Here is a 15,065-nt window from a genome sequence, read left to right as displayed (position 1 = left end):
TTTAATGATTTTAAAATAAATAATTATTAGTTTCAAATGTATAAAAATTCAACGTTAAGTAATTACTTAACGTTATTAACCTACTTTACACCGTTGTTTTAACAATGTTTGATTGTTATTTTAGTTATATATATTCATAATAAAACGTGTATGTTATTGAATTGAATTTGCATTAAAATGTAAACTTCGTTAGTCTAAAGCAGAAGTTATCTCAGATCGTGCAACAGATTAATGAAGGGGGATTCACTGTGCATAAGGATAATAAATTAATGGATTGGATCGTATTTTGTGGTGCAGCGTTTGTATTGTTACTCGCTGTGATACCGATGATGGTATTTCCAAAACAAAGTCGTTCCGTCGTTGTAGCGATGAATGAATTTGTTACAACAAATTTAGGTGCGACGTACCTCGTGTTAGGTCTCGCCATTTTTTGTTTTGTATTATATATTGCGTTCGGTAAATATGGTTCGGTCACATTAGGACGTGCAAGCGATCGACCAGAATTTAGCGACTTCGCATGGGCGTCTATGCTTTTCTGTGCTGGTATCGGCTCAGACATTTTATACTGGGGTGTCATCGAGTGGGCATATTACTATCAAGGACCGCCACAAGGTGCGGAACCGATGAGTGATACAGCACTAAGTTATGCCACAATGTATGGCATGTTTCATTGGGGACCAATTGCGTGGGCGATTTACGTCTTGCCTGCATTGCCGATTGGCTATTTAGTCTTCGTAAAGAAACAACCCATTTTTAAAATTAGCCAAGCATGCCGTCCAATCTTAAAAGGACAAACAGATGGTTTTATCGGTAAACTCGTTGACATTTTATTTATTTTTGGTTTGATCGGTGGGACTGCAACGTCACTTGCACTCGGTGTGCCGATGATTTCGGCTGGACTAGAGAAATTGACGGGTGTGGATGGTTCCAGCATGGTTGTGAAAAGTTGTGTCTTAGTAGGTATTACAATCGTCTTTGCTTACAGTTCTTATCGTGGACTGAAAAAAGGTATTCAAGTATTGAGCGACTTGAATGTTTGGTTGTCATTCCTATTACTCGGTTTTGTTTTTATTATTGGACCGACTATTTTTATTATGGAAACAACTGTTACAAGTTTCGGCAATATGATTAAAAACTTCTTCCAAATGGCAACATGGTTAGAACCATTTGGTGGTGTGGGTGGTCGTGAAGAGACGAACTTCCCACAACAATGGACCATTTTCTACTGGGCTTGGTGGATTGTATATGCGCCATTTATTGGACTATTCATTGCACGTATTTCAAGAGGACGTACATTGAAAGAAGTGATTCTCGGAACGATTGTTTATGGGACATTTGGCTGTGTGCTGTTCTTTGGTATTTTCGGAAACTATGCGACATATTTACAAATTACAGGTCAGTTCGATGTGATTTCATTCTTGAATTCACATGGTACAGAAGCAACCATTATTGAAGTTGTGAATCATCTGCCGTTTGCGCCGGTACTGATTGCTTTGTTTATCCTATCAGCGTTTTTATTCTTAGTGACAACGTTTGATTCTGCGTCATATATCGTAGCAGCAGCAACGCAATTACGTGTGAAAGGTGAACCGCTCAAAATGAATCGTTTGTTCTGGGCGTTTGCATTATGCTTATTGCCATTCTCATTAATGCTCGTCGGTGGCGAACGTGCATTAGAAATCTTGCAAACAGCATCCATCGTCGCCGGTGTACCACTCATCGTCATCTTTGTTATTATCATGATATCATTTATGATGATCTTGTCTGGTGACCGCATTGCATTACAAACTCGTGCAGAGCGTTTTAAAAAGATTGAGCGTCGTTCATTGCGTATTTTGCAAGTGAGTGAAAAAGATGATGAAGATAATAATTTATAGCAAAAAAGAAGTCTGACAAGCGTGTGTCAGACTTCTTTTTTAAGCATTTTCATCTGGTATTGGAAAGTATTTAAATATTTCTCCTGATTTAATCGCATCACTAATTGAGTTGAGCCATTGGTAATATAACCGTGAATGTGTCATGTGTGCTTTGACTTCTTGCGCCTCTTGTTTCACGTCATTCTCCACATCATCCGCCGCTATAATCGCATCAATCATCGCTTCTGCTTCTTGTAAGGCAGCCATATTAATCTTGATCTCACGATACCATTTTTGTGTGAAAAAGTTGCTGAAAAAAGCAAAGAAGTCTTTTTCAGCTTCAAAGTGCTGTTTACGGCTTCCACGTGTGAAGCGTTGTTTGACCACATCAAACTCTTGTAACTTTTTGACCCCTGCACTCATACTTGGTTTACTCATCTGTAATTCACTACGCATCTCATCCAATGTCATGCTGTCTTCAAACAACATTGTGCCGTATAAATTTCCTGTACTGCGATTAATTCCATATAAATCCATCGTCTCTGCGATAGAATTGATAACAATATCTTTTGCTGCTTCTAATTGTGATGCATAATCTGCCCCATTTGTCATTTTATGGTCACCTCCCTTAAGAAACCTATCGGCTAAATTGTACGCTTCTTTTTAACGGAAACACAAGTTTTTCTGTTAAAAAGATGTAATTTTTAAAAAAAGAGCTATGTATTCAATAGTATACCAGAGGGAAAGTTGACACTATTTTAAAACCTGTGTTAGAGTTAACTTTGTGAGATTCGTTAAATAAAAACTTAACAAACTTAACAGAGGTGTATAGGATGGAATCAATTAAAAATTTATCACGCCGTCAATTTATCGATGGTGAGTGGGTTGGAAGTAGCAATCAAAACACACGTGACATTATTAATCCATACAATCAAGAAGTCATTTTAACTGTTGCAGAAGGTACAACAGAAGATGTGGAACGTGCCATTCTAGCAGCACGTCGTTCATTTGATGAAGGAGAATATGCACAAGCAACGGCTGAATATAAAGGGCAAAAAGTACGTGAACTTGCTGACAAAATTAAAAAAAATCGTGAAAACTTAGCAGAATTAGAGACTTTAGATACAGGTAAGACACTAGAAGAGTCTCGTGCAGACATGGATGATATTCATAACGTATTCATGTACTTTGCTGGTTTAGCAGATAAAGATGGTGGCGAATTAATCGACTCACCAATTCCAAATACTGAGAGTAAAGTTGTCAAAGAACCAATCGGTGTTGTGACACAAATCACACCTTGGAACTATCCATTGCTTCAAGCATCATGGAAGATTGCACCAGCATTAGCAACAGGTTGTTCACTTGTGATGAAACCAAGTGAAATCACACCGTTAACAACAATTCGCGTATTTGAATTGATGGAAGAAGTTGGTTTCCCGAAAGGCGTTATCAACCTTGTGTTAGGAGCAGGTTCTGAAATTGGTGACATCATGTCAACACATCCAGAAGTGGACTTAGTATCATTTACAGGTGGTATCAAAACAGGGAAACGCATTATGAAACAAGCAGCTGACAATGTAACGAAAGTGGCATTAGAGCTAGGTGGTAAGAACCCGAATGTTGTATTTGATGATGCAGACTTTGACTTAGCGGTTGACCAAGCATTGAACGGTGCGTATTTCCATGCAGGTCAAGTATGTTCAGCAGGTTCTCGTTTAATCGTTCATAATGCGATCAAAGATGAATTTGAAGCGGCATTAATTGACCGTGTGAAACATATTAAAATGGGCAATGGCTTTGACGATACAACAGAAATGGGACCACTGATTTCAGCGGAACATCGAGAAAAAGTTGAAAGCTATATGGACGTTGCTAAAGAAGAAGGCGCAACCATTGCGATTGGTGGTAAACGCCCTGATCGTGAAGACTTACAAGACGGCTTTTTCTTTGAACCAACAGTCATTACAAACTGTGACACATCAATGCGTATCGTTCAAGAAGAGGTGTTCGGACCTGTTGTGACAATTGAAGGATTCGATACAGAAGAAGAAGCCATTCGTCTCGCTAATGACTCAATCTATGGTCTTGCAGGCGGTGTGTTCTCAAAAGATGTTGGCAAAGCACAACGTGTCGCAAACAAATTACGTATGGGAACAGTTTGGATTAACGACTTCCACCCATACTTTGCACAAGCACCATGGGGTGGTTACAAACAATCAGGTATCGGTCGTGAACTCGGTTCTGCGGGTCTAGAAGAATACCTTGAAATGAAACATATTTTAACAAATACAAATCCAGAACCAGTCAATTGGTTTAAAAAAGACAAGTAGGTTTCACTGAAAAACAATCACTTAAAGTTAAATTTTAGGAGGATGTTCGATGGGTAAAGCATACGATAAAATGTACGACTATATTATTATTGGTGGCGGTAGCGCCGGATCAGTATTAGGTGCACGTTTAAGTGAAGAAAAGGATAAAAAGGTGTTAGTACTGGAAGCAGGTCGCAGTGACTACCCTTGGGACTTATTCATTCAAATGCCTGCAGCACTCATGTATCCATCAGGTAATCGTTTCTACGATTGGAAATATGAGACAGATGGCGAACCACATATGGGTGGACGTAAAGTGTTCCATACACGTGGTAAAGTACTCGGTGGCTCAAGTTCAATCAACGGTATGATCTATCAGCGTGGTAACCCGTTAGATTATGAAAAATGGGGGAGCGCTAAAGGGATGGAAACTTGGGACTATGCACACTGTCTTCCATACTTTAAACGCTTAGAAACAGCATTCGGTGCAACGCCAGATGATCCAATTCGTGGGTTAAATGGACCTATCAAGTTGCGTCGTGGACCAGCGGACAATCCACTGTTCCATTCGTTCTTTGATGCAGCAGTAGAAGCGGGTTACAAAAAGACACAAGACGTGAACGGTTACCGTCAAGAAGGCTTTGGCCCATTTGACAGTCAAATTCATAACGGTCAACGTGTATCAGCATCACGTGCTTATTTACGTCCAGCTATGAAACGTAAAAATTTAACAGTGAAAACACGTGCATTTGTAGAAAAACTACATTTTGATGGAAATACTGTGACAGGCGTGACGTATAAACGTAACGGTCGCTTGCATAAAGTGTTAGCACGTGAAGTGATCTTATCGGGTGGGGCATTCAACACACCACAATTACTACAACTTTCAGGTATTGGTGATACAGAATACTTAAAAACATTAGGTATCGAACCACGCTTACACTTACCAGGTGTGGGTGAAAACTTTGAAGATCACCTTGAAGTATACATTCAACATACTTGTAAAGAACCTGTTTCAATGCAACCAAGCTTGAACAAGTTGAAAATGCCATTCATCGGTTTAGAATGGATTACACGCCGTACAGGTGCTGCATCAAGTAACCACTTTGAAGGTGGCGGCTTCGTTCGTTCAAACGATGACGTGGCTTATCCAAACTTGATGTTCCATTTCTTACCACTGGCAGTTCGTTACGATGGGCAAAAAGCAGAAACAGCACATGGTTATCAAGTTCATGTCGGTCCAATGTACTCAAACTCACGTGGTAGCTTAAAAATCACATCAACAAACCCATATGTGAAACCGAAATTTGTCTTCAACTATTTATCAACAGAAGAAGATAAACGTGAATGGGTAGAAGCGATTCGTGTTGCACGTAACATCTTAAATCAACCAGCGATGGATCGTTATAACGGTGGTGAAGTCTCTCCAGGACCAAGTGTTCAAACGGACGAAGAGATTTTAGACTGGGTACGTCGTGATGCAGAAACAGCCTTACACCCATCATGTAGTGCAAAAATGGGACCTGCTTCAGATCCGATGGCAGTTGTTGACCCATTAACAATGAAAGTACACGGTATGGAAAACTTACGTGTTGTTGACGCATCAGTTATGCCGACAACAACAAACGGAAACATCCATTCACCAGTACTCATGTTAGCTGAAAAAGCAGCAGATATTATCAAAGGTGTAAAACCTTTAGAACCCGAACATGTGGATTACTATGTGCATGGTAAAAACGACCCAGAAGATGGCGCCGTAACATCATATCGTATTTAGAAATATAAAGCCTTTAACAGCACGCAAGACATGTGTCGTTAAAGGCTTTTTAGCATGTGCAATTGTATTTGGAGACGAGCATCCATTATCTTGAACCCATTTAGTCTATAATTTTTTGTGAAAAATAAATAGGCTATTTCTTTTGTTTTATATATGATTTCAAAATGAATGAAAATGTTATGTATAAAAAATTAGCGTTATACATATTGTATAAATCCATGTACCTTCTTTTATTACTTTAAACAACTGTTTTGATAATATTTAAATCAGACTTCAATTATATATATTCATTTTATGGTGTGTATATTATTGAATATAATTTGCATTAAAATATAAATTTCGTTAGTGTAAAATAAAGGGTGTAAGATATTATGTCAAAAAATTACAAGGGGGAGTTATGGTGCATAAAAATAATAAGTTGATGGATTGGATTGTTTTTTGTGGTGCAGCATGTATCTTATTGCTTGCTGTTATACCAATGATGGTTTTTCCAAAACAAAGTCGTGCCGTTGTTATGGCGATGAATGATATTGTTACAACAAATCTTGGAGCGGCTTATCTTGTTTTAGGTCTCGCTATTTTTTGTTTTGTATTATATATTGCATTTGGAAAATATGGTTCGGTTACGTTAGGGCGTGCAAGCGATCGACCAGAATTTAGTGACTTTGCGTGGGCTTCTATGTTATTTTGTGCTGGTATCGGTTCAAACATTCTATATTGGGGTGTGATTGAGTGGGCGTACTATTTTCAAGGACCACCACTAGGCGTCAAACCAATGAGCGATGCCGCACTGAGTTATGCGACAATGTATGGTATGTTCCATTGGGGACCGATTGCATGGGCGATTTATGTTTTGCCAGCATTGCCGATTGGCTATTTAGTCTTTGTTAAAAAGCAACCAGTTTTCAAAATTAGCCAAGCATGTCGCCCGATTTTAAAAGGCCAAACAGACAAATTTATTGGAAAGTTAGTAGATATCTTATTTATTTTTGGCTTAATCGGTGGGACTGCCACATCACTCGCACTAGGTGTACCAATGATTTCAGCTGGTTTGGAAAAATTAACAGGTGTCGATGGCTCCAGTATGGTTGTGAAGAGTTGTGTATTAGTGGGAATTACAATTGTATTCGCATACAGCTCTTATCGAGGCTTGAAGAAAGGCATTCAAGTACTCAGTGACTTAAATGTATGGCTGTCATTGATTTTACTTGGATTCGTTTTCATTGTAGGACCAACTATTTTTATGATGGAAACGACAGTTACAAGTTTTGGGAATATGCTGAAAAACTTCTTCCAAATGGCAACTTGGCTTGAACCATTTGGTGGTATGGGTGATCGTGAAGAGACAAACTTCCCACAACAATGGACGGTTTTCTACTGGGCTTGGTGGATTGTGTTTGCGCCATTTATTGGTTTATTCATTGCCCGAATTTCAAAAGGTCGTACATTAAAAGAAGTCATTCTAGGGACGATTGTTTATGGTACATTTGGATGTACGTTATTCTTTGGTATTTTTGGAAACTACGCAACATATTTACAGATTACGGGTCAATTTGATGTCATTTCTTTCTTAAATAAGTATGGGACAGAAGCGACAATTATAGAAGTTGTGAATCACTTGCCGTTTGCGCCAGTGATCATTGCTCTATTTGTGCTATCAGCTTTCTTATTCTTAGTAACGACCTTTGATTCAGCATCATATATTGTGGCATCAGCGACACAACTACGTGTGACAGGTGAACCTATCAAATTGAATCGTCTGTTTTGGGCATTTGCGTTATGTTTACTGCCATTTTCACTGATGTTGGTAGGTGGAGAGCGTGCGCTTGAAATTTTACAGACGGCGTCTATCGTTGCAGGTGTACCGTTGATTGTCATTTTTATCATTATTATGATTTCATTTATCATGATGTTGTCAGCAGATCGTATTGCACTACAAACCCGTGCAGAAAGATTTAAGAAGATTGAACGGCGCTCACTCAGTATTTTACAAGTGAGTGAGAGAGATGAAGAAGATAATAATTTGTAGGCATAAATGTGATTAACTTATGTAAAGTTATTGTGCGCTGAGATACGATATTAGTTTCTCAGCGCACAATGACTTTTTTAATGATTATCACCAATTCTCAATATCTTGGCGTTCGCCTTTAAAGTTATTTTGTGTGTTGTGGCGTGCACTGAGCAATGATTCAACCTCATTAATCGTTACGCCTTGTTCGTGCAAGAGGACAAACAGGTGATAGAGTAGATCGGCACTTTCTGAGATGAGTTCGGAACGGTCATTTTTCATAGCTGCAATCACGACTTCGAATGCTTCTTCGCCAAATTTCTTAGTGATTTTTTCTTTACCTTCTGCCAGTAAATATTGCGTGTAAGACTTATCTGACTGCTCGCTTGCACGTTGTTGAATGGTTGTTTCGAGTTGTTGTAGTTGATAGGGCACTGCTGTGTTGAAACAACTTTGGGAGCCGGTGTGACATGTTGGTCCCTGTGGATGTACAAATAATAAAATCGTATCATCATCACAGTCCAGACGTATGTCGACAACTTGCTGTGTATGTCCGGAAGTTTCACCCTTCTTCCATAAACGTTGCTTTGAGCGTGAATAGAACCATGCGACACCGTCATTGACCGTACGTTCAAATGCTTCTTCATTCATGTAGCCTAACATCAAGACTTGTTGTGTTGTGGCATCTTGTAAAATTGCAGGTAAGAGTCCTTTGGAAAAGTCTGGTTTTAGTGCCATCTGACTGGAATCCCTCCTTGATCAAGTGTTGTTTTTATTTCTTTAACTGTGGTTTCTTTATCATGTAAAATACTTGCGGCAAGTCCAGCTGAGACGGGTGTTTCATTGAATAGTGTTACAAAGTGGTCAGCATTGCCGCCACCACCTGAAGCGATGATTGGGATATTCACCCGTTGTGCAATCCCATTTAAGTGATCAAGATCAAAGCCGTTTTTCATGCCGTCATAGGCCATACTTGTCACGAGTAATTCACCTGCACCGAGTGCCTCTACTTCTTGAACCCACTCATACACACGCTTGTCTGTACGTTGCTTACCACCGTGTGTACAGCAGTAGTAATCATCTGTTTCAGGATCATATTGGCTATCAATCGCAATACAGATACATTGGCGCCCGAACTTTTCACTTGCTTGGCGAATCAGGTCAGGATTTTTGAGTGCAGCTGAGTTAAGCGATACCTTATCTGCACCATGTCTAAGCAGCTGAGAAATATCATCAAGTGTTGAAATGCCACCACCGACCGTTAATGGAATAAACAGTTGAGATGCTGTTTTTTCAATAATATCTAATGTCAGATCATGACCTTGTTCTGTCTTAGAAATATCTAGAAAAACAAGTTCGTCGGCACCGCTGTCGTTATAATACATGGCCAGTGCGACGGGATCACCAATATCGCGCAATCCTTTGAACTGAACCCCTTTAACCACACGTCCATCTTTAACGTCGAGGCAGGGGATGATACGTTTTTTAATCATCGTAATCCCTCCCAGAATTCAGGTTGGTTTGCGGCTTTTCCTACAATAGCTGCTGCGACACCTGTCTCTTCAAGTTGGTGCAAATCTGCTTGATGACGAATCCCGCCTGATGCGATAACAGGAAGTTGGGTATGGGCTGCCAGTTGTGCTGTCCGTTCAAAGTTTGGACCTTGTAACTTTCCGTCTTTTGAGATGTCGGTATAAATCACACCGCCAAGTGGTAAGTGTTCAATAGCAGATACATAGTCAAACAAGTTAAGTTGGGCATCTTCTAACCAACCATTTATTTTGATATCCGTATCATACGCATCCACGGATACATAGAGTTTCCCGGGAAATAATGTTGCCATTTCTGTTAACCAGTCGATATCTTGAATGGCTTTCGTTCCGACAATACAGTAATCTACGCCATGTGAGAGATAGTTACGAATGGTATCCACATCACGGATGCCACCACCCACTTCGATCGGTTTCGTACTACTATTGATGAGTTGGCGAATGTAATCCATTTCGACTGCACGTTGTGACTTAGCACCGATTAAATCAATAATGTGAATACGATCAACACATTCAAACTGCTGATAAAATTGAATGCTGTCCTCTGCTGAACGTGTCATTGCCTCTGATGTATCATAATCTCCCTCTGTTAAGCGCACGCTTTGTCCTTCAATAAGGTCAATTGCTGGCCATAATTTAAGCATGTTGCCATCCTCCTTTGAGTGCTTGTGCAAGTATATTCAAGCCACTTTCACCACTTTTTTCGGGATGAAATTGAATGCCGATATATGATTCGTGTTGCACAATACCTGGAATATCTGTGCCATATTCTGCATAAGCGATTACATCTTCATTCATGGGTGCTTGATAGCTATGAACGAAGTAAACATCTTGTGTTAAGTCAGCTTTAGATGAGATTAAATTATTCCAACCGAGATGTGGGACGGTGTAGGGTGTTTGTATTTCTGTAATACGCCCTTTTAAAAGCCCTAGTCCAGATACATGTCCTTCTTCGCTTTCTTCATACATTAACTGCATTCCAAGACAAATGCCGATGATCGGTTTGTCGTATTGTTGCAGTATCTGATCAAGACCATACTGACGTATTGCTGTCATCGCATCTTTAAAGTGTCCGACACCCGGTAAAATGAGTTGATCTGCGGCATGGATGGTTGCTGGATCGCGTGATAAAACAACTTCGTAACCTAAGTGTTCCACAGCACGTTTAACATTATGAATATTTCCTAGTCCATAATCTACAATGACAATCATGATTCAATCACACCTTTGGATGAGGGGATACGTTGCGAGTCAGCAGGTGCAAGCGCTTGTTTTAGTGCACGTGCAAAGGCTTTGAAAATCGCTTCAATCTCGTGGTGTGTATTGCCTTGGTGTAATAAATCGATGTGAACCGTTAAACGTGCATTGATGACAAATGCTCGGAAAAATTCTTCTACCAGTTCTGTATCAAACTGACCGACTTTCTCCTTACTGAATGTCGCATTAAAGTGAAGGTATGGACGACCACTAATGTCTACAACGGCACGTGCTAATGTTTCATCCATCGGTAAATATTGTTGACCATAACGTTCATAGTAAGGATTTTCTTGTGTGAGTTGTAAGAGCAATTGCCCTAAAACGATACCGATATCTTCTGTTGTATGGTGGTCGTCTACCCATGTGTCGCCTTGAACATCAATATTTAAAGTAAGCCCGCTGTGAAAGCTAAACAGTGTGAGCATATGATCTAAAAATCCAACGCCTGTTTGAATGTTACTTTCTTGATTGGATTGTGAGAGACGAATATCAATTTTTGTCTCTTTTGTTTCACGTTTAATTTGAAAGGTCATGTTGTTCACTCCATTCTTTCACAATACTTTCGAAACGGTCTAGATCTTCTTCTGTCGCAATCGAGTAGCGCACACAATCACTCATAGGCTGTTCAGTGATAGGATCATAGAATCTTGGTTTAAATCCGTGATCATATACATACTCACCTAGTGACACGGCATAAGAGCCTGCTGTTAAAATAAAGTTCGTTTCACTCGGATATAACTTGATTTTGTCACCTACATAGCGTGAAAATATGTTTTTCAGACGGTCACTTAAGTCACGCTGTTGTGCAACGAATACTTTTGTTGAGTCTGGATGTTCAAATAAATATGTCGCAATGCGCAGAGATAAAATATTAAGTGGATATGGGTGTTCAATGCGACGTACACGGTCGATGGTTGGCTCTGTTCCGATTAAGACACCGACACGTAAACCGGCAAGTCCAAATGCTTTTGATAAAGTGTGCATCACGACAATATGATCTTCCAATGTAATATCAAGTGGCGTTGAAAAGTCGATATATGCTTCATCAATCACAAGATAGCCACCTAGTGCTTTCATTTTATCTGCAATTTGTAAGAGATATGTTTCATCAAAGCGTTGACCAGTTGGATTGTGTGGATTACTTAAAATAAAGAAGCTTGGTTTGACTTCATCGATACGTGTTAATACAGCGTCAATTGGAAATTGTAAGTCGGTTGTTGCATCTACAAATTCAATAGGACGTCCCACTTGTTCTGCAAATGCTTGATACATAAAGAAGTCAGGATTTAATGTCAGACAAGGTCCTTCTGGCATAATAAACATCAGCTTTTGAATAAGTTCATCCGACCCATTTGCAGCACAAACTTGGTCCTTTGTAAAACCACCAAAATAGTTCGCATATGCTGTGCGGAAGCGGTCATAATCATCATCGTGGTAGAAGTTATAATCTTGTGCATTGAGTATTTCAAAATAGGTTTCCGGTGATAAAGGCGTTCCAGCACTTTCATTTTTATCCATTTTAATCATTTTGTTCCCCTCGCATTCTGACAGTTAAAGATTGTTGGTGATTGTATAATTGTTCATCCTGTGCAATCGTAGCGGCTGCACGATATGTTTGTTGGTACGTCTCTTGTGATAATTGAATAACAGTATGTTTTGTTAGAAAATCATTGACTGATAAGCCATGTTGAAAACGTGCGGTGCGATTGGTTGGTAAGACGTGACTCGGACCTGCAATATAGTCACCAATAGCTTCTGGTGCATAGCCCCCTAAAAACAGACTGCCTACATAGTGAATATGTGGTACAAATTTTTCTGGTTGTGCCGTTTGGATGGATGCATGTTCCGGAGCGATTTCGTTCATCAGTCGGCAACATGCATGAAAGTCTTCTGCATGAATCGCATAGTGATAATCACGTAAACTTGCTGCAACAATTTCTTGGCGTTCGGATGTTGTAGTGAGTGCTTCCAAGCGGTTTTCCAATTGTTCAAGCAATGATTGATCCGTTGAAATCACATAAGTACGTGCCATTTCATCATGTTCGGCTTGTGCTAGTACATCATAGGCAACGGCTTCTACATCACATGTCTTGTCGATAATAAGCGCAATTTCACTTGGCCCTGCAATCTGATCAATACCGACTTCGCCATATACATACTTTTTCGCATAGGCAACGTACTGGTTACCAGGGCCGACAATTTTATCTACTTTTGAAATCGTTTCTGTACCATAAGCCAGTGCTGCGATACTTTGAGCACCGCCCACTTGATAGACGTGATCGACACCCACAATATGACAAGCAGCTAATACACTTTGTGCAACGCCATTTTTTTGAGGAGGTGTCACGACAACAATGTCTTTCACGCCTGCCACTTTTGCGAGTGTTGCAGTCATTAATACAGTAGAAGGGTAGCTTGCTTTGCCACCAGGGACATAGACACCCACACGTTCGATCGGATGATACACTTCATACATTTCTTTATTGCTCTGCTGATTTTGATAGCGAATACTTGCTTGGTAGTCACGAATTCGTGTGTAACTGAGTTCTAAAGCTTGGCGTAAATCATCATCTAATGTGTCATACGCTTGTTGTAATTGAGCTTGTGGGACTTCAAGTGTTTCTACTGTGACACGATCAAACTGTTCATTATATTGATATAACGCACGGTCACCTTGTTGCTTAACAGTTTCACAAATGGTCGCAATTTGCTCATGCAATCGAGTATCTAATTGGGCTGTTGTTTGATATTGGTCAAGAAATTGTTGTGTATTATAAATCAATGAGCGACACTCCTAACATCTTAATAAAGGCATCAATCTCTGCTGACGCTGTAAAAAAGCTTTGTCGGTTTGTAATGAGTTGTGCTTGAACATCTGTAATAAACTCCTTCTCTACAAGGCCATTTGACCGTAACGTATTTCCTGTTTGAACGATATCGACAATTCCATCCACCATGCCGATAACACAAGCAAGTTCAATCGACCCAGATAGTTCTATTAATGATACATCTCTGCCCGTTTCTTTAAAGTACCGCTGTGCTGTTTTAGGGAAAGACGTCGCAATTTTACGGTATTCTGTCGTGTCTTCAAAGGCAGCTACTGAGAAATGGCAAGCACCAAATGGCAGGCGAATCAACTGGTTCACGTCATAAGATTGTTCGGCTAAAATATCGCTACCTGTAATGCCAATGTCTGCAATCCCTTGCTCTACATAAATCGGTACATCATTGCCTTTCACAAATAGGAAGTGATACTGTTCTGTTTGAATTTGAAGTTGCCGATCGCGTGACTCGATCAACTGAACTAATTCATCTTCATCTTGTTGCTTTAAATAAGCGATAAAACTTTTTAATAATCGTCCCTTGGCTAATGCAATCGTAAGCATGCCAGAACCCCCTTTGTATCGTTATATAGTCAGACCGAGTCCAAATCCTTCAAGCACGCCTTTGTAGTAACCACCATTTAATGTCGTTTGACGCTCTTTTAGTACCGCATTGATAAAAATCCCTTTGTAGTATGAGCGTGGTGGTTGAGGCGTTATGTCTAAATGGATTTTATTAATTCCGAGAGAACGGAAGAAACGATCCCAATGATTGAGTGTTGCCACAATTTGATGACTCGCATCAAAACGTGTATTGAGTTGTTGTAGTTGTTCGTGTGTAGGCGTTAACAACAACTGTACGAGTGGATGATCAACACCGAGTTCTGACTTCAAAGCAGAAATATTTCGTTGTGTAATCCAAGTCATGACCTCTTGTGTTTGTTGATCTCCTAATAATAAATGAACCAGTTCATAATGACCGATCACCACATAATCGATGTCATCACTTAATGTGTCACGAATATAATCATAGAATGTCGTGAAAGCTTGATGCATCGCTTGAATCGTTGGTTGATAACATTCGACTCCGAGTTGTGTGGAAACTTTTTGATGTCGAACAATCGGCCCAGTGTATGCAACTGACTGATGTTGACGGTCATACTGCTGATAGTAGCGTACCAGTTGATCTGTAAAGTCATTGCGTAGTGCAAACAGCTTTTCATGATCTTGCCATACACTCCTTTCTTGCATTTGTTTCAAATCATCTGAAGTTAATGTCTCCCAATTCAACGTTTCGATAAACGATGTATCAATGAGTTGAAAACCACGTTGTTCGGCTAAACGTAAAAAGTCAACTTCATTTAACTTCGACGTAATCAAAGCATTTTCCATTTTGCCAACCTCACTTTCACTCTCTACCAAACTAAAGCGTTTTTATAATATGAATATCGTAGCACACAGTAATTGAGTTTTCAACAGAATAATC

Annotated in this window: 14 protein-coding genes; 4 read left to right on the top strand and 10 right to left on the bottom strand. The window is 39.7% G+C overall.

The features are described 5' to 3' along the window. Positions 1-269: 269 nt before the first annotated feature. Positions 270-1,877, top strand: coding sequence for a BCCT family transporter (locus tag C7J88_RS06760; RefSeq protein WP_188595405.1), 1,608 nt, complete (start codon positions 270-272; stop codon positions 1,875-1,877). A gap of 39 nt (positions 1,878-1,916) precedes the next feature. Here the strand turns inward: C7J88_RS06760 and cudC are convergent, their stop codons facing one another. Next, complete coding sequence (cudC, locus tag C7J88_RS06755; protein ID WP_095118003.1) at positions 1,917-2,468, bottom strand: choline uptake/conversion transcriptional regulator CudC; 552 nt, start codon at positions 2,466-2,468, stop codon at positions 1,917-1,919. Between the two features lie 221 nt (positions 2,469-2,689). Between cudC and betB the strand changes: the two genes are divergently transcribed. From betB to C7J88_RS06740, 3 genes are all read left to right on the top strand, one after another. Next, positions 2,690-4,186, top strand: coding sequence for a betaine-aldehyde dehydrogenase (gene betB, locus C7J88_RS06750; protein ID WP_095118002.1), 1,497 nt, complete (start codon positions 2,690-2,692; stop codon positions 4,184-4,186). Positions 4,187-4,235: 49 nt separating this feature from the next. Continuing rightward, positions 4,236-5,942 (top strand): choline dehydrogenase, encoded by a 1,707-nt coding sequence (gene betA, locus C7J88_RS06745; RefSeq protein ID WP_095118001.1) that lies wholly within the window; start codon positions 4,236-4,238, stop codon positions 5,940-5,942. Positions 5,943-6,363: 421 nt separating this feature from the next. Beyond that, positions 6,364-7,971 (top strand): BCCT family transporter, encoded by a 1,608-nt coding sequence (locus C7J88_RS06740; protein ID WP_231910262.1) that lies wholly within the window; start codon positions 6,364-6,366, stop codon positions 7,969-7,971. An 87-nt stretch (positions 7,972-8,058) separates the two neighbouring features. On the opposite strand, the gene hisIE is transcribed toward C7J88_RS06740, so the two are convergent. The 9 genes from hisIE to C7J88_RS06695 are packed head-to-tail and all read right to left on the bottom strand — an operon-like array spanning position 8,059 to position 14,971. After that, positions 8,059-8,688, bottom strand: coding sequence for a bifunctional phosphoribosyl-AMP cyclohydrolase/phosphoribosyl-ATP diphosphatase HisIE (gene hisIE, locus C7J88_RS06735; RefSeq protein ID WP_095118000.1), 630 nt, complete (start codon positions 8,686-8,688; stop codon positions 8,059-8,061). Beyond that, entirely contained in the window at positions 8,679-9,443 is a 765-nt protein-coding gene (gene hisF, locus C7J88_RS06730) for an imidazole glycerol phosphate synthase subunit HisF (RefSeq protein WP_095117999.1), read from the bottom strand. The genes hisIE and hisF overlap by 10 nt, the downstream gene beginning before the upstream one ends. Then, positions 9,440-10,144, bottom strand: coding sequence for a 1-(5-phosphoribosyl)-5-((5-phosphoribosylamino)methylideneamino)imidazole-4-carboxamide isomerase (gene hisA / locus C7J88_RS06725; protein ID WP_095117998.1), 705 nt, complete (start codon positions 10,142-10,144; stop codon positions 9,440-9,442). Before hisA ends, hisF begins: the two co-directional genes overlap by 4 nt. Next, entirely contained in the window at positions 10,137-10,712 is a 576-nt protein-coding gene (hisH, locus tag C7J88_RS06720; protein WP_095117997.1) for an imidazole glycerol phosphate synthase subunit HisH, read from the bottom strand. Before hisH ends, hisA begins: the two co-directional genes overlap by 8 nt. Next, positions 10,709-11,290, bottom strand: a complete 582-nt coding sequence (hisB, locus tag C7J88_RS06715; RefSeq protein ID WP_095117996.1) for an imidazoleglycerol-phosphate dehydratase HisB — start codon at positions 11,288-11,290, stop codon at positions 10,709-10,711. Before hisB ends, hisH begins: the two co-directional genes overlap by 4 nt. Further along, on the bottom strand, positions 11,274-12,284 hold the full coding sequence (locus tag C7J88_RS06710; RefSeq protein WP_095117995.1) for a pyridoxal phosphate-dependent aminotransferase: 1,011 nt from the start codon (positions 12,282-12,284) through the stop codon (positions 11,274-11,276). The genes hisB and C7J88_RS06710 overlap by 17 nt, the downstream gene beginning before the upstream one ends. After that, positions 12,277-13,539: a histidinol dehydrogenase gene (hisD, locus tag C7J88_RS06705; protein WP_095117994.1), complete on the bottom strand. Its 1,263-nt coding sequence runs from the start codon at positions 13,537-13,539 to the stop codon at positions 12,277-12,279. Before hisD ends, C7J88_RS06710 begins: the two co-directional genes overlap by 8 nt. After that, complete coding sequence (hisG, locus tag C7J88_RS06700; RefSeq protein WP_095117993.1) at positions 13,529-14,143, bottom strand: ATP phosphoribosyltransferase; 615 nt, start codon at positions 14,141-14,143, stop codon at positions 13,529-13,531. Before hisG ends, hisD begins: the two co-directional genes overlap by 11 nt. 21 nt (positions 14,144-14,164) lie before the next feature. Then, complete coding sequence (locus C7J88_RS06695; protein WP_095117992.1) at positions 14,165-14,971, bottom strand: ATP phosphoribosyltransferase regulatory subunit; 807 nt, start codon at positions 14,969-14,971, stop codon at positions 14,165-14,167. Between the last annotated feature and the right edge of the window lie 94 nt (positions 14,972-15,065).

Origin of the sequence: Staphylococcus muscae (assembly GCF_003019275.1) — a bacterium.
Classification (GTDB): domain Bacteria; phylum Bacillota; class Bacilli; order Staphylococcales; family Staphylococcaceae; genus Staphylococcus; species Staphylococcus muscae.
The sequence above is the reverse complement of the archived record's forward strand: the minus strand, read 5'-3'. Positions and strand labels throughout refer to the sequence as shown.

Excerpts from the sequence above, each read along its gene's own strand:
- C7J88_RS06760 (WP_188595405.1), top strand. The coding sequence starts at position 270 with ATGGATTGGATCGTATTTTGTGGTGCAGCGTTTGTATTGTTACTCGCT.
- cudC (WP_095118003.1), bottom strand. The coding sequence starts at position 2,468 with ATGACAAATGGGGCAGATTATGCATCACAATTAGAAGCAGCAAAAGAT.
- betB (WP_095118002.1), top strand. The coding sequence starts at position 2,690 with ATGGAATCAATTAAAAATTTATCACGCCGTCAATTTATCGATGGTGAG.
- betA (WP_095118001.1), top strand. The coding sequence starts at position 4,236 with ATGGGTAAAGCATACGATAAAATGTACGACTATATTATTATTGGTGGC.
- C7J88_RS06740 (WP_231910262.1), top strand. The coding sequence starts at position 6,364 with ATGGATTGGATTGTTTTTTGTGGTGCAGCATGTATCTTATTGCTTGCT.
- hisIE (WP_095118000.1), bottom strand. The coding sequence starts at position 8,688 with ATGGCACTAAAACCAGACTTTTCCAAAGGACTCTTACCTGCAATTTTA.
- hisF (WP_095117999.1), bottom strand. The coding sequence starts at position 9,443 with ATGATTAAAAAACGTATCATCCCCTGCCTCGACGTTAAAGATGGACGT.
- hisA (WP_095117998.1), bottom strand. The coding sequence starts at position 10,144 with ATGCTTAAATTATGGCCAGCAATTGACCTTATTGAAGGACAAAGCGTG.
- hisH (WP_095117997.1), bottom strand. The coding sequence starts at position 10,712 with ATGATTGTCATTGTAGATTATGGACTAGGAAATATTCATAATGTTAAA.
- hisB (WP_095117996.1), bottom strand. The coding sequence starts at position 11,290 with ATGACCTTTCAAATTAAACGTGAAACAAAAGAGACAAAAATTGATATT.
- C7J88_RS06710 (WP_095117995.1), bottom strand. The coding sequence starts at position 12,284 with ATGATTAAAATGGATAAAAATGAAAGTGCTGGAACGCCTTTATCACCG.
- hisG (WP_095117993.1), bottom strand. The coding sequence starts at position 14,143 with ATGCTTACGATTGCATTAGCCAAGGGACGATTATTAAAAAGTTTTATC.
- C7J88_RS06695 (WP_095117992.1), bottom strand. The coding sequence starts at position 14,971 with ATGGAAAATGCTTTGATTACGTCGAAGTTAAATGAAGTTGACTTTTTA.